Origin of the sequence: Rhodococcus sp. 66b, assembly GCF_002076325.1 — a bacterium.
In the GTDB taxonomy this organism is placed as follows: Bacteria; Actinomycetota; Actinomycetes; order Mycobacteriales; family Mycobacteriaceae; genus Rhodococcus_F; species Rhodococcus_F erythropolis.
This window is the reverse complement of record NZ_MUZB01000004.1, coordinates 113,449-133,717: the sequence shown is the minus strand read 5'-3', so window position 1 is coordinate 133,717 and position 20,269 is coordinate 113,449. Positions and strand designations below refer to the sequence as shown.

Below are 20,269 nucleotides of genomic sequence, written 5' to 3'. Positions count from 1 at the left end.
AGCGTCGTCGCCGTACCAGCGTCGTCGTCTAGCCTCGTGCGTGCGACATTTCTACGTGCGAGAGGCTTGACGTGGACTGGCTCTACCGAATCAGTTTGATCTCGGGACCACTGCCGGTGATCCTGACTGTGCTCGGGGTCCTGGGTGGTGTGTGGCTGCTCGGTTCGAACGTCCGCTGGTACTACCGCAGAGCGGTACCGATCGCGGGGCTGATCGCGCTGGTGATCATGATCGCCGTCTGGATCACCGTCGAAAAGGTGATCGTGCCGTTCCCGGATCCCATCGAGATGTCGATCTACGTGTGGATCGGAATCGGTATCTACGCGCTGCTACTTCTCGGGCCGCGAATCAAAGCGGGCGGAACCGTAGCCAAGGCGGCGCTGTCTGTGGTTGCGACTTTGCTGGTCATCGTCACCGCCGCGACGCAGATCAATCTGGTCTTTGCTGCCTACCCGACAGTGGGAATTGCCTTCGGACACGACGATTTCGACCGCATTTCACTCAGCGAAGTTCCCGGTCCGACGGATCCTGTTGTAACCGGCGATCCCACCGACACGGTGTGGAAAGCGCCGGAAGGCATGCCGATTCGCGGACGAGTCACGACTTTGCCTGTTCCCGGAACGATTTCGGGATTCTCCGCGCGCGATGCCCAGGTGTATCTGCCGCCGTCGTACTTCACCAATCCGCGTCCGCTTCTTCCCGTGCTCGTGCTCATGGCCGGTCAGCCTGGCAAGCCGGAGGACTGGCTCCAGGGCGGAAAGCTGACCGCGACAATGGATGCTTTTGCCCGGGATCACGAGGGGTTGGCTCCGGTCGTCGTGATAGCCGATGGAACAGGCTCGCAGATGGCCAATCCGCTGTGCACCGACTCGTCGCAGGGCAAGGTCGGCACGTATCTGGCAAAGGACTTGCCCGCTGCGGTGGCGAAGGCGTTCCAGATCGACACGAACCCGAGGGCGTGGGCCATCGGTGGACTCTCCTACGGCGGTACCTGCTCGCTGCAGATGGCTACCAACTACCCCGACGTGTATCCAACGTTCCTCGATCTCTCCGGTCAGTTGGAGCCCTCGCTCGGTGACCGACAGCGAACCGTCGACGAGATATTCGGCGGCGACGAGGCGGCATTCGTGAAGGTGAATCCGATGGACCTGCTGGCGACCCGGAAGTTCCCGAACTCGGGCGGAGTGTTCGTGGTCGGAACAGATGACAACGAGTTCAAGCCCGGCCAGCAAAAGGTGTACGAAGCGGCCAAAGCGGCCGGAATGGACGCCAGATATCTCGAGCTTCCTGGTGGTCACAGCTTTTCGGTGTGGTCGGCCGGCGTCGAGCAGGAGCTGACGTGGATCTCGCAGCGAATGGGACTGATCAGCTGAATCCTGTTCCGGTTTTGGAACGTGTTCTATATTCGGTGTGTGGCTGCCGTTCGGCAGTCTCTCGATCGTTCACCGACTGGAGTTCAGGCACATGTACGAGTGGTCCGACACCGACCTGATGTTCCGCGACGCCTTGCGGGGCTTTATCGACAAAGAGGTGCGACCTCACGTCGACGAGCTCGAAAGTGGTGCGCTGCCGCCGTTCGACATCATTCGCAAGCTGTACTCGACCTTCGGTCTGGCCGACATGGCACGCGAGGGCCTCGAGAAGTCGCTCGCACGCGAGCGCGGCGATACTCCGTCCGGTGACGGTGAGAAGTCGAGCGCCTTCAGCGGCGCCGGCAGCATGGGCGTTGTGCTCAACAGCGAATTGGCCGGCGTCAGCCTCGGCCTTGTCGCGTCGTTGGGCGTCAGCCTCGGATTGGCTGCTGGAACTATCCGCAGCCGCGGCACACTCGCGCAGAAGGAACGCTGGCTCCCCGGCTTGGTGACTTTCGAAACCGTCGGTGCATGGGCGATCACCGAACCGGACTCCGGCTCGGATGCCTTCGGCGGTATGAAGTCCTACGTACGCCGCGACGGTGACGACTACATCCTCAACGGCAACAAGACCTTCATCACCAACGGTCCGTACGCCGACGTGATGATCGTCTACGCAAAGCTCGACGAGGGGGACGCTTCGGTTGATCGTCGTGACCGCAAGGTGCTCGCCTTCATCCTCGACAAGGGCATGGAGGGGCTCACACAGAGCCCGCCGTTCAAGAAGATGGGAATGAACTCCTCGCCGACGGGTGAGCTGTTCTTCGACAACGTCCGCATCACCAAGGATCGTCTGCTCGGCGAAACCGAGGACAGCGGAAAGTCCGACGGAAAGTCCAGCGCCAAGGAGAGCTTTGCCGCCGAACGCATCGGCATCGCATCGCTCTCGCTCGGCATCATCAACGAATGCCACCGTCTGAGCATCGAATACGCGAAGTCCCGCAAACTGTGGGGACGTGAGATCGGGCAGTTCCAGCTCATCCAGCTCAAGCTCGCCGAGATGGAGGTCGCTCGAATCAACGTGCAGAACATGGTCTTCAACGCGATCGAACGCACCGCGGCCGGAGACAAAGTGAGCCTGGCGGAGGCGTCGGCGATGAAGCTGTACTCGTCGCGCGCAGCGACCGAGGTCGCGATGGAAGCCGTGCAGCTGTTCGGTGGAAACGGCTACATGGCCGAGTACCGAGTGGAGCAGTTGGCGCGTGATGCCAAGTCGCTCATGATCTATGCGGGCAGCAACGAAATTCAGGTCACCCATATCGCCAAGGGCCTCCTGGGCTGACACCGGAACGTTTTCGCTGGTCGGTCGACCGCAGCAGGAACCGGATAGTCTTGCTGCGGTCGGCGACACCGCGCCGACGGATCGGAGTAAGCAGTGAACGCGCCAGATCCCACAAATGTTCATCCGATGGCCGGGCAACCACGAGTGGTGTTGCTGAAGCCGTTGATCGACAACCCGTTGATCGAGGTAGGGGAGTACACCTACTACGACGATCCGGAGTTCGCCGAAGAGTTCGAGACTCGAAACGTGTTGCATCACTACGGTCCCGACAAACTGGTGATCGGAAAGTTCTGCGCCCTGGCCACCGGTGTCACCTTCATCATGAACGGCGCGAACCATCGTATGAATGGTGTCTCCACTTACCCGTTCCCGATCATGGGCGGCGATTGGGCCCGGCACATGGATTTGGTGCAGGATCTGCCGTCGCGCGGTGACACCGTCGTGGGGAACGACGTGTGGTTCGGCGGGAACGTGACAGTCATGCCCGGTGTCCGGATCGGCCACGGGTCGATCGTGTCCACCGGCGCCGTCGTAACGCGCGACGTCCCGGACTACGCAATTGTCGGCGGCAACCCGGCGATGGAGATCAAGCGCCGCTTCAGCGCTGAAGACATCGAGAAGTTGGTGCGAATTGCGTGGTGGGACTGGCCGATCGAGAAGATCACCCGCCACGTCCGAGTGATCTCGGACGGAAGTGTCGCGGAACTCGAAGCGGTCGAGTGATCTCCGCGCCCGCTAGTTCGTTCGTGTGAGCGAGTAGTTCCGGACATAAAGCAGGGCGGCCGCGAGAAGGCCGACGGCAAGACCTGTTGCGGTGAAGGTGATCAGGACGCTCCGGAGTAATCCGGTCGCGATGAAAACTGCGAAGAGTGGTTCTGCAACACGGTCGCGCAGCGTTGTGAATCGCATTCGAGGATCGTCTCATCTCAGCCCGAGATCGAGACTCTTTGTCGGTGGCTTGCATTAGCTTGTGCGCATGACTCTCACACTCGGCATGATCACTTTCGACAGTCTCGATCCCGGTCCGCTCGCAACGTGGTGGGCGGCGCAGTTGGGCGGAAACATCGTCGAGGAGAACGACGGTTGGTTCTACATCGTCGCGGTCCCTGACAGCGCCACCAACTTCGCATTCCAGAAGGTCCCGGACCCCACTGCCGGCAAGAATCGCATCCATCTCGATTTGGGGAGTCCGGATCTCGACGCCGAGGTGGCGCGGCTCGTCGAGGCCGGAGCAACCGAGCACCACCGGGAGAACATGGACGGTTTCCGTTGGGTGACGCTCCTCGATCCTGATGGGAACCAGTTCTGCGTGTCCGGTCCTCACGCCTGAGCTGACAGGTTCTGAGCTCACCCGATTCGCGCCCACTGAAGTCGTGCCCACTGATTTCGCGGGCACCGATTCGGGCATGATGAGGGGCATGACTTCTCAGACTTCTCGGACCGGGGCCGACGCAGTCGGCCTGTGCAGCTTCGTCGATTCGTCACCGTCGCCGTTCCATGTGTGCGCGACGGTGGCGACCGAGCTGACGGCCGGTGGGTTCGTCGAAGTCCACGAAACGCAGTCGTGGCCCGCCGAGCCCGGACGGTACTTCCTCGTGCGCGGTGGTTCGCTGATTGCCTGGAGCACCGAGGGCGTGGGAAACACCGCTCCGTTCCGGATCGTCGGAGGTCACACCGACAGCCCGAATCTGCGGGTCAAACAGCATCCCGACCTCACTTCGGCCGGGTGGCAGATGGTGGGCCTCGAACCGTATGGTGGTGCGTGGCTGAACTCTTGGCTCGACCGCGATCTCGGTATCTCCGGCCGATTGAGTGTCCGGGTGGGAAACACGGTGGAGCAGAAGCTGGTTCGCATCGACGACCCGATTCTGCGTGTTCCGCAGTTGGCTATCCACCTGTCCGAAGATCGCAAGGGCGTGACGCTGGATCCGCAGCGGCACGTCAACGGAATCTGGGGAGTGGGTTCGAAGCCCAAGTCTTTCATCGGCTTTGTCGCCGAGCGTGCGGGTGTGGCCGCGTCGTCGGTTCTCGGCTGGGAATTGATGACACACGACCTTGCGCCCAGCGCAGTCGTGGGGGTGGACAAGGAATTGGTCAGCGCCCCTCGGCTGGACAATCAGGGCACGTGTTATGCAGGGACACAAGCACTTCTGGCCGCAGTCGAGTCACCCGGTCAGCAGGTCCCGGTGCTCGCACTCTTCGATCATGAAGAGGTCGGCAGCATGTCCGACCGTGGAGCTTTCTCAGATCTGCTGAACACCGTGCTAGAACGGATCGTGTTGGGGCGCGGTGGTGGCCGCGAAGAATTCCTGCAGGCGATGGCGGGCTCGGTGTGCGCGTCGGGCGACATGGCTCACGCGACGCACCCCAACTACCCGGACCGCCACGAGCCCGCTCATCGGATCGAGATCAACGGTGGGCCTGTACTCAAGGTGAACCAGAACCTGCGATACGCCACCGATGCGGCCGGTGCAGGCGAATTCGCGCTCGCGTGCGATCAGGCGGGAGTGCCGATGCAGCGCTACGTCCACCGCGCCGATCTGCCGTGCGGCTCCACCATCGGACCCATCACGGCGTCACGGACCGGACTGTCCACCGTCGACGTCGGCGCACCCCAGCTCGCGATGCACTCGGCCCGCGAGTTGATGGGCGCGTCAGACGTCCGCATGTATGCCGACGCGCTCGGTGCCTTCCTCACGCCTCGAAGTTAGAGGTCGCGTAGTCAAAGTGCTGAGAGCCCGGCGGGTGCGGCCGGGAGACCCTCGAAGAAGTCGGCGCTCGGTGTGAAGAACATCGAGCCCGTCACAGCCGTCGAGAAGTCGAGTAGTCGGTCGTAGTTGCCGCGGGGGTCGCCGAGAAACATGTTCTCCAGCATCCGTTCGGTGATCGCAGGCGTGCGGCAGTAGCCGATGAAAAAGGTGCCGATCTCGTCGTCACCGAGGCGCCCGTACGGCATGTTGGCACGCAGGATCTCGAGAGCCTTGCCGTTCTCGTCCTTGATCGCGTTGAGCGCGACGTGCGAGTTGGCCGGCTTCACGTCGGACGTCATCTCGATGTCCTCGAGCTTGCTGCGCCCGATCACACGCTCCTGCTCGTCGACGGTGATTGCTTCCCAATCGCGCATCTTGTGGATGTAGCGCTGGATATGGACGTAGCTGCCGCCGGTGAACGCAGGATCCTCGTCGCCGACCGTCACTGCGGCGACGGCGTCGCGGCCGACCGGATTCTCGGTGCCGTCGACGAAGCCGATGAGGTCGCGGTTCTCGAAGTACTGGAAGCCGTGAACCTCGTCGACCACCGTGGCCGCGCCGTGCAGTCGCTTCGTGATCTGCCGAGCCACCTCGAAACACGCGTCCATACTCATCGCGCGGATGTGGAAGAGCAGATCACCGGGAGTCGACGGCGCCGAGTGAACGTCACCCTGCAAAGCGGTGAACGGGTGCAGCAGCGCAGGGCGCTGACCGGCGAACAGTCGATCCCAGGCCAGCGAACCGATGCTCGTCACGACGTCCAAACCCGATCCAGGGACGCGCAGCCCCACAGCCCGCTGCAGGCCGGCGACATCGGCGAGCAGTTCTCGTGTGGTGTTCTCGCCACCCGGATTCACGGTCGCGACCAGGAAAATTGCAGCCGGAGTGAGGGGAGTGGTCACCGACTGGGACTGTGCCGTGAGGTCGGCTTGACGAACATCCTGGGGCATGCGAGACCTTTCGAGGGAAAGAATGAACCGGCCTGACCTTAAGAAAACCGACCGGATTACCCAAACCGGGGCGGGTGTGACGGGCGATACTTCGCAGGCCCGGAGGTGTTGCGGGTGCTGCCGTCTGCGGAAGTCGTCGGCCCACACCGATAGACTGTCCCCCGGCACGTTCTTTCGTTGGGCACATTCGTGGTGTCCCGCTCCGCGCCGGCTTGCCTCTTGACTCCCGTAGGGAAGGGACCACTCTCCAGTGTCTGCTCACCAGGTCGATACCGTCACGCACGCATCGGCTGATCCCGATGCCGCTCAGCCGTTCAAGGAGCTCGGTCTCAAGGACGACGAATACGCACGCATCAAGGAGATCCTGGGCCGCCGTCCCACGGACGCCGAACTGGCGATGTACTCGGTGATGTGGAGCGAGCACTGCTCGTACAAGTCCTCGAAGGTCCACCTCGGATACTTCGGCAAGACCACCACCGACGAGATGCGCGCCAACATGCTGGCCGGTATCGGCGAGAACGCCGGCGTCGTCGACATCGGTGACGGCTGGGCAGTCACGTTCAAGGTCGAGAGCCACAACCACCCCTCGTACGTCGAGCCCTACCAGGGTGCGGCAACCGGTGTCGGCGGCATCGTCCGCGACATCATGGCCATGGGTGCTCGTCCGATCGCCGTCATGGATCAGCTTCGGTTCGGTGCTGCCGACGCCCCCGATACCCGTCGCGTCGTCGACGGTGTCGTGCGTGGTGTCGGTGGATACGGAAACTCCCTCGGCCTCCCCAACATCGGCGGCGAGACGGTCTTCGACGAGTCCTACGCAGGCAACCCGCTGGTCAACGCACTGGCAGCCGGCGTCATGCGCGTCGAGGATCTGCATCTGGCCTTCGCTTCGGGTGCAGGCAACAAGATCATCCTGTTCGGCGCACGCACCGGTCTCGACGGCATCGGCGGCGTCTCGGTTCTCGCGTCGGCGACGTTCGACGACGAGGGTGGAGACACCGGCGGACGTAAGAAGCTCCCTGCGGTTCAGGTTGGCGACCCCTTCACCGAGAAGGTGCTCATCGAGTGCTGTCTCGACCTCTACAAGGCCGGCCTCGTTGTCGGCATCCAGGACCTCGGCGGCGCCGGGCTGTCCTGCGCCACCTCCGAGCTGGCTGCAGCCGGTGACGGCGGCATGCACATCAACCTCGAGAAGGTTCCGATGCGCGCCACCGGCATGACCCCCGCCGAGGTGCTCTCCAGCGAATCGCAGGAGCGCATGTGCGCCGTGGTCACGCCCGAGAACGTCGATGCGTTCATGGAGGTCTGCAAGAAGTGGGACGTCCTGGCCACCGACATCGGCGAGGTCACCGACGGTGAGCACCTCACCATCTCCTGGCACGGCGAGACCGTCGTCGATGTTCCCCCGCGCACCGTCGCTCACGAAGGCCCGGTCTACAACCGTCCCGTCGAGCGCCCGGCAAGCCAGGACGCGTTGATCGCGAACACGACCGCCGGACTGAAGCGTCCCGAAACCGACGCCGAGCTCGAAGCGACCCTGCTGAAGATGATCGCCTCGCCTGCCCTGTGCAGCCGCAAGTGGATCACCGAGCAGTACGACCGCTACGTCCGCGGTAACACCGTCCTGGCCGAGAACGCCGACGGCGGTGTCATCCGCATCGACGAGAAGACCGGACGCGGAATCGCCCTGTCCACCGACGCTTCGGGCCGCTACACCGCGCTCGATCCGTACACCGGTGCGCAGCTCGCATTGGCCGAGGCTTTCCGCAACGTGGCAGTCACGGGCGCAACGCCCAAGGCCGTCTCCAACTGCCTGAACTTCGGTTCGCCCGAGGACCCGGGTGTCATGTGGCAGTTCCAGCAGGCTGTTCGCGGCCTCGCCGACGGTTGCGCCACCCTCGGCATCCCCGTCACCGGCGGCAACGTCAGCTTCTACAACCAGACCGGATCCACGGCCATCCTGCCGACGCCGGTGGTCGCCGTCCTCGGTGTGATCGACGACGTTCACCGCCGTATCCCGACGGGCCTCGGACTCGAGCCTGGCGAGACGCTGATCCTGCTCGGCGACACCCACGACGAGTTCGACGGTTCCATCTGGTCGCAGGTCGAGCACGGTCACCTCGGTGGCGTGCCGCCGAAGGTCGACCTCGCCCGTGAGCAGCTGCTTGCGGACATCCTGCTCGCTTCCTCGCGTGACGGACTGGTCACCGCAGCTCACGACCTCTCCGAGGGTGGACTGGCCCAGGCTGTCGTCGAAGCCGCGCTGGCCGGCGAAACCGGTTGCCGCATCCTGATTCCCGAGGGCGCAGATCCGTTCGTGACCCTGTTCTCGGAATCGTCCGGACGCGTCCTGGTTGCGGTTCCTCGCACCGAGGAGACCCGCTTCACCGGTATGTGCACCGCTCGCGGCTTGCCGTGGACGCGTATCGGGGTCGTCGACGAGGGCAGCGACTCCGTCGAGGTCCAGGGACACTTCTCCGTCACGATGGCCAAGCTCCGTGAGGCCTTCGAGGGAACGCTGCCCGCACTGTTCGGGTGATAGATGGTCGATTCCGGAGAACTGACTTCGTCTGACAGCCAGCCGCAGGAACACCACCTGCGGCTGGCTGTTCCCGCATCTCTCGAGAAGTTCGACAACCGCTTCACCGAGTGGGCGTGGGGGCTCCTCAAACTCGACTTCACCGGCATCGCGTTTGCCGCGTTCTTCTTCTGCTGGTCTCTGACGCCGTCGTTGCTGCCGCGCGATTGGCTCTTCCAGGGTCTGATCGGCGGCATCAACTCGGCCATCGGCTACGGCGTCGGCACCGCGATCGGTTGGGCTGTGGAGCGATACCTGCTCAGCGGTCGACGGTGGTGGCCCCTGCCCGAGCCGGTGCCTTCCGCGATCAAGGTCTTCGTACCGGTCGCATCCATCGTCGCGGCGATCATCATGTTGGTCTACGCCGCCGGGTGGCAACGCGAAATTGCGGCGCTGACCGACGCCGAAGGCACGACCACCTCCGGCTACATCCGAACCCTCGGATTGAGCCTCTTCATCGGGGGCCTGCTCATCTCGATCTGGCGGGTCCTCCACGATCTGGTGAAACTGATTGCCCGACAGCTGATGCGGCGGTTCCACTGGTCGCGGTCTGTGGCCAATGGTGTCGGCGTCCTGGTTGTCACCGTCCTGTTCTTCATGTTGGTCGACGGCGTCCTCGTCCGCGGAATCTATGCCGCGACCAACTCGATCTTCAGTCTGCAGAACTCGACCACTCGCGACGGCGTCGTCGAACCGCAGGATCCGATGAAATCGGGCAGCCCCGAATCTGCTGCTCCCTGGGACACATTGGGGTTCGAGGGGCGCAACTTCGTCTCGCGTGGACTGGACGCCCAGGAACTCGAAGCGGCAACCGGTAACCCTGCGATGGATCCGATTCGCGTGTATGCCGGACTCGAAAGCGCCGAAGATCCCGAAGAGCGTATGGATCTGGTCATCAAGGAACTGGAGCGAACCGGCGCCTTCCAACGCAAGGTCCTCGTGGTCATTCCGACGACAGGTACAGGGTGGGTCAATCCCACTGCGGCACAGGCAATCGAGCTTGTACATGGCGGCGACACTGCTCTCGTCGCCAGCCAGTACTCGTACCTGCCGAGTTGGATCTCGTTCCTCGCAGACCAGGAGAAGGCGCAAGCTGCCGGTCGCCTTTTGATCGAGCGGGTACACGAAAGATGGCTTCAGGAACCGGAAGCCACCAGACCGAAGTTCATGGTCTACGGCGAGAGCCTCGGCGTCATGGCCGGCGCGGGGGCATTCGACACACTGCAAGCGGCGCGCGATACCGCCGACGGAATTCTGTGGGTAGGTCCACCGAACGCGACGCAGTTGTGGCGTTCGATCGAGAAGAGGCGCGATCCCGGCACTCCCGAAGTGGCGCCCGTGTACGCGGACGGTCTGGCCGGAGTCCGGTTCGCGGATCGCTCCGAAGACATTCCGACCGACGGTATGACGTGGCCGCAGCCGCGAGTTCTGTTTGTCCAGCATCCTTCCGATCCGGTGGTGTGGTGGTCACCCGACCTCATGTTCAACCGGCCCGAGTGGCTCAAGGAAGTACCGGGATTCGACCGCTCACCGTCGATGAAATGGTTCCCGGTCGTGACGTTCTGGCAGGTGTCCGCAGACCTCGGTAACGCCGCGGGAGTTCCGGACGGTCACGGTCACAATTACGGAACCTCCGTTCTGGACGCCTGGATCAGCGTCGCCCAGCCCGAGGGATGGACGGCCGCAGAAACCGAGCGGGTGCGGTCGGCGTTGGTTGTCGCCGTGAAATCCGAGGGCCCCGAGAAGTGAGGGGAGTCGCCTCGATCGCGCTCTCCGCCGCCGCGATCACCTGGAGCAACGTCGTGCTTCCGGCATTCGGTCTTTCGCCTCGCGCTCGCGCCGTGGTCAACACCGCAGCCGGTCTGTCGGCCATCGGAGTCTTACTCGCGCGTGGTTACACCCGCGAGGAACTCGGATTGGCGCACACCGGAATTCGTGGTGGTGCCCAGTTCGGCGGAGCCGCGGCCGGGGCGGTCCTCACCGGCTACAGCGCCGCTCTGGTTGTCCCGTCCTTGCGTGCGACACTCGCTGCCGACGAGCGAGCAGACGGCCGTGAGGACTTCCTCGAATGGATCATCTTGCACATCCCCTTCGGCACGGTGCTTTCCGAGGAACTGCTGTTCCGTAGCGCGATGTCCGCAGTCTGGAATCGTGAGCTGAACCGTCCCACCGCGCAGGCTGTTCATGCACTGACTTTCGGGTTGTGGCACGTCGCCCCCGCCCGCGGCGCCGGCGACAACGTTCCCGCTGCAGTGGCATTCACCGGCGCGTCGGCACTGCTGTTCGAGTGGCTGCATCGCAGGGGTGGCAGCGTCCTCGCACCGGCATTGCTGCACCTCGCGACCAATGCCGGTGGCGCACTTGCCGTTCGTATCGCTACTCGCAGACAGGGAGTGAACTGATGCCGCCCCGCCGCGCCGTCGACCCCGCCGAATTCCGTGCCGCAGTCCTGGCTGTCGGCCCGTGGCTTCGCGATCCGGAACTTCCGAAGCCTTCTCGCGCCGAACTCGGCGCCGCAGTGAAGATGAGTGCGCGCACTCTCGAACAGATCGCCCCCGGATCGAGCGTCGAGGTGCGGGTGCCGCCGTTTGTCGCCGTGCAATGCATCGAAGGTCCACGCCATACGCGCGGAACCCCGCCAAACGTCGTCGAGACGGACGCTCGCACGTGGTTGCAGATGGTCACCGGATTGCTCGAGTTCTCCGAGGCCGCAGGGGACGGGCGAGTCGACGCCTCAGGTAGCCGCGCCCCCGAAATTGCACACTGGCTCCCACTGCTCCGGTTGGCGTAGTGACAGAGACCATCCGGTTCGCTTCGGCGTGATCTGAGGCCCAAGGCTGCCCTCAGGGGAAGTGTGTCCCAAAATGGCCGTAGACTGTGGATGCCCCCCAACCCCTGCCCACAAAGGGAGCGCCCGGTGACTCGTGCCGATCTGTCGGTCAACAGTCCAAATCTCCTCGCTTCGAACCCGTCCGACGAGGACGAGAACGAGCCCCGCGAAGAATGCGGTGTATTCGGCGTCTGGGCGCCGGGAGAGGATGTGGCGAAGCTCACTTATTACGGCCTGTACGCACTTCAGCACCGTGGTCAAGAAGCTGCCGGCATTGCGGTAGCCGACGGCTCCCAGGTGTTGGTGTTCAAGGATCTCGGCCTGGTCAGCCAGGTATTCGACGAGCAGACTCTCGCAGCGATGCCAGGACATGTCGCCGTCGGACATTGCCGTTACTCCACCACCGGTTCCACGACGTGGGAGAACGCGCAGCCCATCTTCCGTACGACCACTGCCGGTACCGGCATCGCGCTCGGCCACAACGGCAACCTGGTCAACACCGCTGAACTCGCGAGCCGCACCCGTGCCGCCGGCCTGGTCAACGACAAGCGCCCCAATGCCGCGACTTCCGACTCCGACCTCATCGGTGGTCTCCTGGCACACGCTGCCGGCGACAGCACCATCGAACAGGCCGCGATGGAATTGCTTCCCACGTTGGAGGGCGCGTTCTGCCTCACCTTCATGGACGAGCACACGCTGTACGCAGCGCGCGATCCGCACGGCATCCGCCCGCTCTGCCTCGGTCGACTCGACCGCGGTTGGGTAGTCGCCAGCGAGACCGCAGCCCTCGACATCGTCGGCGCGTCGTTCGTTCGCGACATCGAGCCCGGTGAGCTACTCGCGATCGACGCAGACGGCGTCCGCTCCTCGCGTTTCGCGAACCCGACTCCCAAGGGTTGTGTCTTCGAGTACGTCTACCTCGCGCGTCCCGACAGCGTCATCGGTGGCCGTTCGGTCCACTCGACCCGCGTCGAGATCGGCCGTCTGCTCGCCAGCGAGCACCCCGCCGAAGGCGACCTGGTCATCCCCGTTCCCGAGTCCGGCACCCCCGCCGCCGTCGGGTACGCCCAGGGTTCGGGCATTCCTTACGGCCAGGGTTTGATGAAGAACGCTTACGTCGGCCGTACCTTCATCCAGCCGTCGCAGACGATCCGTCAGCTCGGTATCAGGCTCAAGCTCAACCCGCTCAAGGAAGTCATCCGCGGCAAGCGGCTTGTGGTGGTGGACGATTCGATCGTCCGCGGTAACACTCAGCGTGCGCTCATCCGGATGCTCCGCGAAGCCGGCGCCCTCGAAATTCACGTCCGTATCGCCTCGCCGCCGGTCAAGTGGCCCTGCTTCTACGGCATCGACTTCGCCTCACCGGCCGAATTGATCGCCAACGGAGCAGGCGGACAGGATGCGACGTTCGAGGAAATGCTCGACGGTGTGCGTCGTTCCATCGGAGCGGACACGCTCGGATACATCTCCACCGAAGGCATGATCGCCGCGACCGAGCAGCCGGCCAGCCGTCTGTGCGCCGCATGCTTCGACGGGACCTACCCGATCGCGCTTCCCAAGGAAACGTCGATCGGCAAGAACGTCCTCGAGGGGATGCTCGAGAGCACCGCAGGTTCGACGGCCACTCGCGACAACGACAACGCGAGCGCGCTCAGCCGCCCCTGAACACCGAAAGCTGCAAAGCGCCGAAAATCGATAGCCGAGAATCTGCCGTCCACAACATGTGGGCGGCAGATTTTCTGTTCCACGACTTTCCGTTCGACGACATGGCATACGTCGTGAGCATCTGGCATAGTGCCCTCCGTGGCGCAACTGAGAATGGATGGGCACCGGGTACTGGTCGCAGACCTGGTGGGGGACACCATCAAAGCGATCAACGGTTCGATGGTGGCGTACGAGGGTGCGATCACCTTCAAGAACGCCGGTATGGGCGGTGGCGGAGGGTTACGTGCCGCGCTGAAACAGAAGGCGGCAGGTGAATCACTGTCCCTGATGGAAGTCAGCGGACAAGGCACCGTCTACTTCGCGGTCGACGCCCAGGACATCACGATCATCGAACTCGACAACGACGCTCTGCACGTGGAAGCGTCACAGTTGCTCGCACTGGTCGGACAGCTGCGAACCGATGTGAAATTTGCCGGCCTCCGCGGCGCAGGTTCCGGACAGGGCTTGTTCACGACGGTCGTCAGCGGCACCGGTCTGGTGGCCGTGCTGTCGAAGGGCGGACCGATCATCGCGCTCGAAGTCAGCCCGCAGTATCCGCTGGTTGCCGATCCCGACGCATTCGTCGCTCACCGTGGCCAGCTCAACCAGAGCTTCGTCACCGACGTCACCTGGCGCTCCGCGATCGGCGGTGGCAGCGGTGAAGCGTTCTCGCTGCGATTCGACGGATCCGGAGTCGTCTACATCCAGCCCGAGGAGCGCTGAACCATGCCGTTGGAATTGGTGAACAGCAAGGTCGTCAAGTCGACCCTCGCGCCTGGCCAGAACGTGCTCGCCCGCACCGGGTCGATGCTCTACTACACCGGTGACGTCCGCTTCATCCCGCACAGCATGGGCGGTGGGCCAGGCGCCATGCCGAACATGGGCGGTATCGCCGGGATGGCCGGCCGCATGATGTCCGGCGAGCATGCACGCATGATGGCGGCCGAGGGAAACGGTGAGGTCTTCTACGGGCACGCCGGCTTGTACGTCGAGGTCATCCACCTCGACGGTTCGTCGATGCTCACGGTCGAAGCCGACCGACTCCTCGCACACGACGGTTACCTCCAGAGTTCGATAGTCGCTCTCACGTCGCAGGGCGGTGTGCGCGGAGCGGTACGTGGAGCCATGACCGGTCAAGGGCTGTTCACGACGCAGTTGCACGGACAGGGAAGCGTCGCGGTTCTCTCGCACGGGGGCGCGATTCCGTTGCAGGTCGGTCCGAACAATCCTCAGGTCGTCGTCGACCCGCAGGCATACGTGTGCCACATCGGTCAGATCAACGTCGACATCTCCGCGAACGTCGGCTGGCGCGAGGCCGTCGGCAAGGGCTCGGGGGAGTCCATCCAGCTGAAGATGACCGGCGCCGGCACCGTCTGGGTCCAGGCGTCCGAGCAGAAGTTCTGAGAGGGCAACGAGCATGGGTATCGAAATTCACAATCCGGCAACTCTGCCCGCCAACGACAACGTCCCGGGCAACGACTACGCCTTCTGCGTCGAGATGGCCGGACAACCGTGGTTCACGTCCAAGGGCGCGATGATCGCGTACTACGGAAACATCAACTTCGAGCCGCTCGGGCGCACGAGTATGACGGCGATCGTCGCGGCCAGGTTCTCTTCGCCGCTCTACGCGGACGACTGGGTGCTCGCCCAGGGGCAGGGCAAGTTGATCCTCGGCGACCGCGGATTCAACATCAATTCCTACGACCTCGACGACGGCAACCTCACGATTCGCGCGGCCAATCTCCTCGCCTTCGAGACGAGCCTGGACCTCAAACAGTCCATCGTCCCAGGCTTTTTGACGCTGCTGGGAACGGGCAAGTTCCTGGCGTCGTCCAACGGCCCGGTCATGTTCGCGGAGCCGCCGCTGCGCATCGACCCGCAGGCGTTGGTGGGTTGGGCCGACTGCCCGTCGCCGTCCCATCACTTCGATGCGGACTGGATGCAGAGCTTCCTGGGCGCGGTTCGGGGAAGCATGTTCGGCGCGAATACCGGTGAAGAACGCCAGTTCGATTTCACCGGAGCCGGCACGGTGCTGATCCAGTCGAGCGAGAAGGTCGTCCACGACGGGCACCTCCTCAAACACATCGAATCCGAGACCGTTGCACTCGGGCAGAACAGTCTGCGAGCGCTGCACTCCTCGATCGGTGCGCGGCTGCAGAACTGACGTCTCGGGGTACGCGAGGTCTCACCGAGGGGGCCGGTCCGGTAGCGTATGGGCGTAATCGTCGGTATTTGTGTGCGCGCTCTGGGTCTCGAGTCGAACGATCCATCTCGCGTCACGAGGATTGCAAACACTTCACATTGCAAGACCACTTACCTGTGCACGAGCAATACGTGCTCGCGAGAAATACAAGGCTGGAGTAGTAACCCGATGACCGAGGACAGTCACCGCACCGCAGGCGCCTCCTACGCGGCAGCAGGAGTCGATATCGCCGCAGGCGACCGGGCGGTGGAACTCTTCGCCCCTCTGGCCAAGAAGGCCAGCCGCCCCGAGGTCATGGGTGGCCTCGGTGGTTTCGCCGGCTTGTTCTCCCTCAAGGGTGACTACAAGGAGCCGCTGCTCGCCGCATCGACCGACGGCGTCGGAACCAAGCTCGCTGTCGCGCAGGCGATGGACAAGCACGACACGGTCGGACTCGACCTCGTCGCCATGGTTGTCGACGACCTCGTCGTCTGTGGCGCCGAGCCGCTGTTCCTTCAGGACTACATCGCTGTCGGCCGGGTCATCCCCGAGCGCGTCGCGGAATTGGTCAGCGGCATCGCCGAGGGCTGCATCCAGGCCGGTTGCGCTCTCCTCGGTGGCGAGACCGCCGAGCACCCCGGCATCATGGCTGACGGTGACTACGACCTCTCCGCCACCGGCGTCGGTGTCGTGGAGGCCGAGAAGCTGCTCGGACCGGACCGCGTTCGCCCCGGCGACGTCGTCATCGCCATGGGCTCGTCGGGACTTCACTCCAACGGTTACTCGCTGGCCCGCAAGGTCCTGCTCGAGATCGACCGCATGAACCTGAGCGCACACGTCGACGAGTTCGGCCGCACGCTCGGTGAAGAATTGCTCGAGCCCACCAAGATCTACGCCAAGGACTGCCTGGCACTCGCTGCCGAGACCGACGTGCGCACGTTCTGCCACGTCACCGGTGGCGGCCTCGCCAACAACCTCGCGCGCGTCATGCCCAAGGGCTTGGTCGCCGAACTCGATCGCGGAACCTGGAGCCCCGCTCCGGTGTTCGCGATGATCGCGCAGCGCGGACGCGTCGAGCGCGCCGAGATGGAGCAGACCTTCAACATGGGCGTCGGCATGGTTGCCGTCGTGGCGCCCGAGGACGTCGACCGCGCACTTGCCGTCCTGACTGCACGCCACATCGACTGCTGGACGCTCGGTAGCGTCAAGAAGGCGTCGGACGCCGCTGCAGAGCGTGCGTTCCTGGCCGGAGACCACCCGCGCTTCTAGACCGCAACGTCAGCTGCCCCATCGGAGAGATCCGGTGGGGCAGTTTTGTGTGTCCGTACAAGCAGGCGCGAGGCAGAAAATGGAACGCAAAAATGAGGAAGAGCGATCAGCTCTTCCTCATTTCACAGTCTGCGCGGTGGCAGTGCGCGGTCAACGCCGCCAGTCGTCGTAGTCGTCCTCTCGCGCATGCCCTTCCCTATCGGAAGTCTGGTCCGATCGGACACTGCTCCGATGCGAGTTGGTCGATCCACCTGCGAGCTCTCTTTGCAGGCTGTCGAAATCCGTGGTCGGTACGCTGTACTTCAATTCGCGTGCAACCTTGGTCTGCTTTGCCTTAGCCCGGCCGCGGCCCATGGCTGACCCCCTCGCGCTTTCGCGGGGCGGCCTGGGGAATTTGGCGGCCCCGTTTGAGTGTGTAAGTTTCCTGACACACACTCTAGCGTGGAAAAGTCGCTTCCGCTTCCACGAACGCCTCACCGCCGTGTCTGATTGCTCTCACTATGGCCGCGAGCTGCCAGGATGCTGAAAGAACTCGTCAGAACTTTGTGAGAACTGCTCAGAAGTTTCCGGGAATTGCGCGAATCGTCCCCACTCGGGCGTCGCCGCCGAAGACCGGAGCGGATGCGAGAGCCGCCAATTCCTCGGTCCACTCGGTGTTCATTCGCTTGAGCAGAGCTGCCGCCAATGGCAGGAGCGCCCGCTCGTGGCCGTCGTCGATCTTGAGGGCGAAAGCGGAACCGTCGGGAAGCGCTCCGGCGTAGATGCCGTCGTATCCGGTCTTGGAGAACAGCCCCGGCACGGCGGACATCAGGCGCTGATCGTTGCGGCCCGTGCCCGAGACGAGGAAGGGGTTTTCGCGGACCGCGTCGGCCACAGCCCGTTCGGGGGAGTCCGGCTCAGCCGAGGGCAGGCGTCCGAATGCCCGAGCCAGGTTCGTGAGCGAAAGCGGGACGATCGGGAGACCACAACCGTCGATGCCGAGTTCCTGCTCTTCCTCGCCGCTGAGATCGAAGATCGTCTCCTGGATCGCGAGTTGGAGGGGATGGGTCGGCTCCATGTACGTCTCGAGCGGCCAGTCGTTCACGACGCACGTCGCGAGCATCGCGGAGTGCTTGCCCGAGCAGGTCATGTAGATCGGACTGGGAAGTTCGCCCGCTGCGATCAGTTCGGCTCGGGCCAGTTCGTTGCCCGGCAGATCGGAGGGGCACTGCAACTGGTCGACACCGAGTTGGTGGCGAGCGAGAAGCGCGGCGACCAGTTCGATGTGATCGGCCTCGCCCGCATGTGAGGACGACGCAACGGCCAACTCTTCCGGACTGGTGGGTGCAAAGCCGTTACGAAGCGCAGCGACGGCTTGCAGCGGCTTGTTCGCCGAGCGCGGGTAGATGGGTGTGTGAATTTCCCCAAGTCCGACAACGACCTCGCCGTCGGCGCCGAGAATGACGGCCGATCCGCGATGCACGCATTCGCGGAATCCGGAGCGGACCACTTCCACCAATTCGATACTCACGAGTGCACCTGCGCTTCTGCTTGTTCGATGAACCTCTGGACGCGCGCGGCGACGTTCGGTGCAAGATCGGTGTGTTCTGCGAGGAGCCGTCGGAGTCTCTCGGGGTCGGTTCCGGCGAAGACCTCTCGAACAGTCACGCCGTGATCCGGTACGTGGACTCGGGTGACCGAGTCGCCGGCAGCGATCGTGCCGGTCCGGTTGACGCGAAGGTAGGCGCCGACGTCGGTTCGCTCGGTGAATCTTTTGACCCAGCCCTTTTCCGCGGCCCAGATGCCGAACGTGCCGCACGGGACGCGGGGAGCGGTTACTTCGAGTTCTAACACGTCGGACGCCTCGGCTCCGGTGATGTGCCAACGCTCGCCGATCACGGCGTCCGTGACCAGCATTCCGCTGATGTGGAGGTTCTCGCCGAACCACCCCGGGGCGAGCGGTCGGCCCAACTCGTCCGACCATCGCTGCGCTTCGTCGCGCTGATACGCGTAGACAGCTTGGAAGGCGCCGCCGTGGAATTCGGTGTCGCAGACGTAGTCGCCACCCAGGCCGAGTCGGCCGACCGCTACGCGGCCGTCGACGGGACGCTTGTCGATCGCGGTCCGGGGGACTCGCCTGACGCCACTGTCACGTTCGGTGTGGACGACGCAGACCGCGTCGACCATGCCCGTCACTTTCCGCGCAATCGGTTGACAGCCTCACGTCCGGCCTGGGGTGCGTCGTCCGCGACGATCGAATCCGGATCGATGGACGCAGCGCTGGGGCCGGCCATCAGTTCGGTGTCGACCGGAATGTTGCGCTTGATCAGAGCGAGCGCGATCGGGCCGAGTTCGTGATGATTGACGACGGTCCCGACACGTCCGACTGCCCGTCCGCCCGCCGTGATCGGATCACCCGGTTCCGGGACCGCTTCGGCGCTGCCGTCGAGGTGCAACATGACGAGATGGCGCGGGGGCTTGCCGAGATTGTGAACCCGGGCGACGGTTTCCTGACCGCGGTAGCAGCCCTTGTCGAGGTGGACGGCGCCGTGTTCGGCCGGCCCGCCGATCCAGTGGACCTCGTGCGGGATCGTCCGCTCGTCGGTGTCCAGTCCGAGGCGAGGCCTCCTCGCTTCGACGCGGAGCGCCTCGAAGGCCCAACTTCCGGCGGGCTTGGCACCGGCATCGGTCAGCTTGGTCCACCACGCCGCCAGTTGCTCACGTGGGACGAGCAGATCGAAAGAGTCCTCGGTGGGCCACGGCATGCGGCGGACGAACCCGCCGTCGGCCAGCGCGAGAGCGTCGTAGGCATCGGCTGGTGTCTGCACGCCGATCGCGGAGAGGACAGCCGGGGATTCGGGACCGACCAGGCTCAATACCGCGAGCTCGTTGCCGTCCCGAGGCTCGGCCTTGGACCAGAACACCATCTTCTTCAAGAAGGAGAGGAGGTCGGGTCCGCGGTCGGCTTCGGTGTCGATCCAGGTGACACCGGCCAGGTCCGTCTGCACGAAGTGGTGCTCGACGCGTCCGTTGACATCCAGGCTCAGGTTCTCGGCACTCTTGCCGTCGGGGAGCGCGGCGATGTGCTGGCTCGAAATCGTGTGCAGCCACGTGAGGCGTTCGTCGCCGGGAATGGCGATCACGAATCTGTGACTGCGGTCGACCACCACTGCTGCGCGCTGCGCGGTTCGCTGTTCACCGAGGGGATCGCCGTAGTGCCATGCGACACCGATGTCGGCCGAACCGTCCGGTGCGGTGACCGCGCCGGGGGAAGTCAGAAGTGGGCTGTTGGGCACAAGAGCGTTGTCGACCACAAGACCAGTCTAGGAGTGT

20 protein-coding genes are annotated in these 20,269 nt (G+C 64.0%); 14 read left to right on the top strand and 6 right to left on the bottom strand.

The features are described from left to right. Window positions 1-71 precede the first annotated feature (71 nt). From B0E55_RS08690 to B0E55_RS08680, 3 genes are all read left to right on the top strand, one after another. A complete protein-coding gene (locus B0E55_RS08690) occupies window positions 72-1,373 on the top strand; it encodes an alpha/beta hydrolase (protein WP_080909537.1) in 1,302 nt (433 codons plus the stop codon). A 91-nt stretch (window positions 1,374-1,464) separates the two neighbouring features. Next, window positions 1,465-2,694 (top strand): acyl-CoA dehydrogenase family protein, encoded by a 1,230-nt coding sequence (locus tag B0E55_RS08685; RefSeq protein WP_020908942.1) that lies wholly within the window; start codon window positions 1,465-1,467, stop codon window positions 2,692-2,694. Window positions 2,695-2,820: 126 nt separating this feature from the next. Next, entirely contained in the window at window positions 2,821-3,417 is a 597-nt protein-coding gene (locus B0E55_RS08680) for a CatB-related O-acetyltransferase (protein ID WP_070796070.1), read from the top strand. 12 nt (window positions 3,418-3,429) lie between these two features. Here B0E55_RS08680 and B0E55_RS31665 read toward each other — a convergent pair whose 3' ends face one another. After that, window positions 3,430-3,603, bottom strand: coding sequence for a hypothetical protein (locus B0E55_RS31665; RefSeq protein WP_157902078.1), 174 nt, complete (start codon window positions 3,601-3,603; stop codon window positions 3,430-3,432). 67 nt (window positions 3,604-3,670) lie between these two features. Between B0E55_RS31665 and B0E55_RS08675 the strand changes: the two genes are divergently transcribed. Both B0E55_RS08675 and B0E55_RS08670 read left to right on the top strand, forming a co-directional pair. Next, entirely contained in the window at window positions 3,671-4,024 is a 354-nt protein-coding gene (locus B0E55_RS08675) for a VOC family protein (RefSeq protein ID WP_020970627.1), read from the top strand. 88 nt (window positions 4,025-4,112) lie between these two features. After that, complete coding sequence (locus B0E55_RS08670) at window positions 4,113-5,405, top strand: M18 family aminopeptidase (protein ID WP_080909653.1); 1,293 nt, start codon at window positions 4,113-4,115, stop codon at window positions 5,403-5,405. Window positions 5,406-5,416: 11 nt separating this feature from the next. Here the strand turns inward: B0E55_RS08670 and B0E55_RS08665 are convergent, their stop codons facing one another. Continuing rightward, a complete protein-coding gene (locus B0E55_RS08665; RefSeq protein WP_021332102.1) occupies window positions 5,417-6,394 on the bottom strand; it encodes a Dyp-type peroxidase in 978 nt (325 codons plus the stop codon). 250 nt (window positions 6,395-6,644) lie between these two features. Here B0E55_RS08665 and purL point away from each other — a divergent pair, with 250 nt between their 5' ends. The 9 genes from purL to purM all read left to right on the top strand — a co-directional run bounded on the left by purL (window position 6,645) and on the right by purM (window position 16,957). After that, window positions 6,645-8,933, top strand: coding sequence for a phosphoribosylformylglycinamidine synthase subunit PurL (gene purL / locus B0E55_RS08660; RefSeq protein ID WP_019745104.1), 2,289 nt, complete (start codon window positions 6,645-6,647; stop codon window positions 8,931-8,933). A 3-nt stretch (window positions 8,934-8,936) separates the two neighbouring features. Further along, complete coding sequence (locus tag B0E55_RS08655) at window positions 8,937-10,721, top strand: alpha/beta hydrolase (protein WP_020970624.1); 1,785 nt, start codon at window positions 8,937-8,939, stop codon at window positions 10,719-10,721. After that, window positions 10,718-11,374, top strand: a complete 657-nt coding sequence (locus tag B0E55_RS08650) for a CPBP family intramembrane glutamic endopeptidase (protein WP_019745102.1) — start codon at window positions 10,718-10,720, stop codon at window positions 11,372-11,374. Before B0E55_RS08655 ends, B0E55_RS08650 begins: the two co-directional genes overlap by 4 nt. Then, window positions 11,374-11,763 carry a sterol carrier family protein gene (locus B0E55_RS08645; RefSeq protein WP_003939745.1) on the top strand — a complete coding sequence of 130 codons (390 nt, stop codon included), beginning with the start codon at window positions 11,374-11,376 and terminating at the stop codon, window positions 11,761-11,763. Before B0E55_RS08650 ends, B0E55_RS08645 begins: the two co-directional genes overlap by 1 nt. Before the next feature lie 126 nt (window positions 11,764-11,889). Then, window positions 11,890-13,467 carry an amidophosphoribosyltransferase gene (gene purF / locus B0E55_RS08640; protein WP_003940541.1) on the top strand — a complete coding sequence of 526 codons (1,578 nt, stop codon included), beginning with the start codon at window positions 11,890-11,892 and terminating at the stop codon, window positions 13,465-13,467. A gap of 153 nt (window positions 13,468-13,620) precedes the next feature. Continuing rightward, the gene (locus B0E55_RS08635; RefSeq protein WP_020970622.1) at window positions 13,621-14,229 is read left to right on the top strand and encodes an AIM24 family protein; all 609 of its coding nucleotides are present in this window, start codon (window positions 13,621-13,623) and stop codon (window positions 14,227-14,229) included. A 3-nt stretch (window positions 14,230-14,232) separates the two neighbouring features. Continuing rightward, the gene (locus B0E55_RS08630; RefSeq protein ID WP_003939918.1) at window positions 14,233-14,910 is read left to right on the top strand and encodes an AIM24 family protein; all 678 of its coding nucleotides are present in this window, start codon (window positions 14,233-14,235) and stop codon (window positions 14,908-14,910) included. Window positions 14,911-14,923: 13 nt separating this feature from the next. After that, entirely contained in the window at window positions 14,924-15,670 is a 747-nt protein-coding gene (locus B0E55_RS08625) for an AIM24 family protein (protein ID WP_019745100.1), read from the top strand. A 207-nt stretch (window positions 15,671-15,877) separates the two neighbouring features. Next, entirely contained in the window at window positions 15,878-16,957 is a 1,080-nt protein-coding gene (gene purM / locus B0E55_RS08620; RefSeq protein ID WP_003940225.1) for a phosphoribosylformylglycinamidine cyclo-ligase, read from the top strand. A gap of 150 nt (window positions 16,958-17,107) precedes the next feature. On the opposite strand, the gene B0E55_RS08615 is transcribed toward purM, so the two are convergent. From B0E55_RS08615 to ygfZ, 4 genes are all read right to left on the bottom strand, one after another. After that, entirely contained in the window at window positions 17,108-17,311 is a 204-nt protein-coding gene (locus B0E55_RS08615; protein WP_003940337.1) for a DUF3073 domain-containing protein, read from the bottom strand. A 202-nt stretch (window positions 17,312-17,513) separates the two neighbouring features. Further along, the gene (locus B0E55_RS08610) at window positions 17,514-18,467 is read right to left on the bottom strand and encodes an asparaginase (RefSeq protein WP_080909536.1); all 954 of its coding nucleotides are present in this window, start codon (window positions 18,465-18,467) and stop codon (window positions 17,514-17,516) included. Further along, the gene (locus B0E55_RS08605; protein WP_019745099.1) at window positions 18,464-19,132 is read right to left on the bottom strand and encodes an MOSC domain-containing protein; all 669 of its coding nucleotides are present in this window, start codon (window positions 19,130-19,132) and stop codon (window positions 18,464-18,466) included. The genes B0E55_RS08610 and B0E55_RS08605 overlap by 4 nt, the downstream gene beginning before the upstream one ends. Beyond that, window positions 19,129-20,250, bottom strand: coding sequence for a CAF17-like 4Fe-4S cluster assembly/insertion protein YgfZ (gene ygfZ / locus B0E55_RS08600; RefSeq protein ID WP_029256128.1), 1,122 nt, complete (start codon window positions 20,248-20,250; stop codon window positions 19,129-19,131). The genes B0E55_RS08605 and ygfZ overlap by 4 nt, the downstream gene beginning before the upstream one ends. Between the last annotated feature and the right edge of the window lie 19 nt (window positions 20,251-20,269).

Coding starts and splice junctions, on each gene's coding strand:
- B0E55_RS08625 (WP_019745100.1), top strand. CDS start 14,924: ATGGGTATCGAAATTCACAATCCGGCAACTCTGCCCGCCAACGACAAC.
- B0E55_RS08655 (WP_020970624.1), top strand. CDS start 8,937: ATGGTCGATTCCGGAGAACTGACTTCGTCTGACAGCCAGCCGCAGGAA.
- B0E55_RS08680 (WP_070796070.1), top strand. CDS start 2,821: ATGGCCGGGCAACCACGAGTGGTGTTGCTGAAGCCGTTGATCGACAAC.
- B0E55_RS31665 (WP_157902078.1), bottom strand. CDS start 3,603: ATGCGATTCACAACGCTGCGCGACCGTGTTGCAGAACCACTCTTCGCA.
- B0E55_RS08635 (WP_020970622.1), top strand. CDS start 13,621: ATGGATGGGCACCGGGTACTGGTCGCAGACCTGGTGGGGGACACCATC.
- B0E55_RS08645 (WP_003939745.1), top strand. CDS start 11,374: ATGCCGCCCCGCCGCGCCGTCGACCCCGCCGAATTCCGTGCCGCAGTC.
- purM (WP_003940225.1), top strand. CDS start 15,878: ATGACCGAGGACAGTCACCGCACCGCAGGCGCCTCCTACGCGGCAGCA.
- B0E55_RS08630 (WP_003939918.1), top strand. CDS start 14,233: ATGCCGTTGGAATTGGTGAACAGCAAGGTCGTCAAGTCGACCCTCGCG.
- B0E55_RS08615 (WP_003940337.1), bottom strand. CDS start 17,311: ATGGGCCGCGGCCGGGCTAAGGCAAAGCAGACCAAGGTTGCACGCGAA.
- B0E55_RS08685 (WP_020908942.1), top strand. CDS start 1,465: ATGTACGAGTGGTCCGACACCGACCTGATGTTCCGCGACGCCTTGCGG.
- B0E55_RS08670 (WP_080909653.1), top strand. CDS start 4,113: ATGACTTCTCAGACTTCTCGGACCGGGGCCGACGCAGTCGGCCTGTGC.
- B0E55_RS08665 (WP_021332102.1), bottom strand. CDS start 6,394: ATGCCCCAGGATGTTCGTCAAGCCGACCTCACGGCACAGTCCCAGTCG.
- B0E55_RS08675 (WP_020970627.1), top strand. CDS start 3,671: ATGACTCTCACACTCGGCATGATCACTTTCGACAGTCTCGATCCCGGT.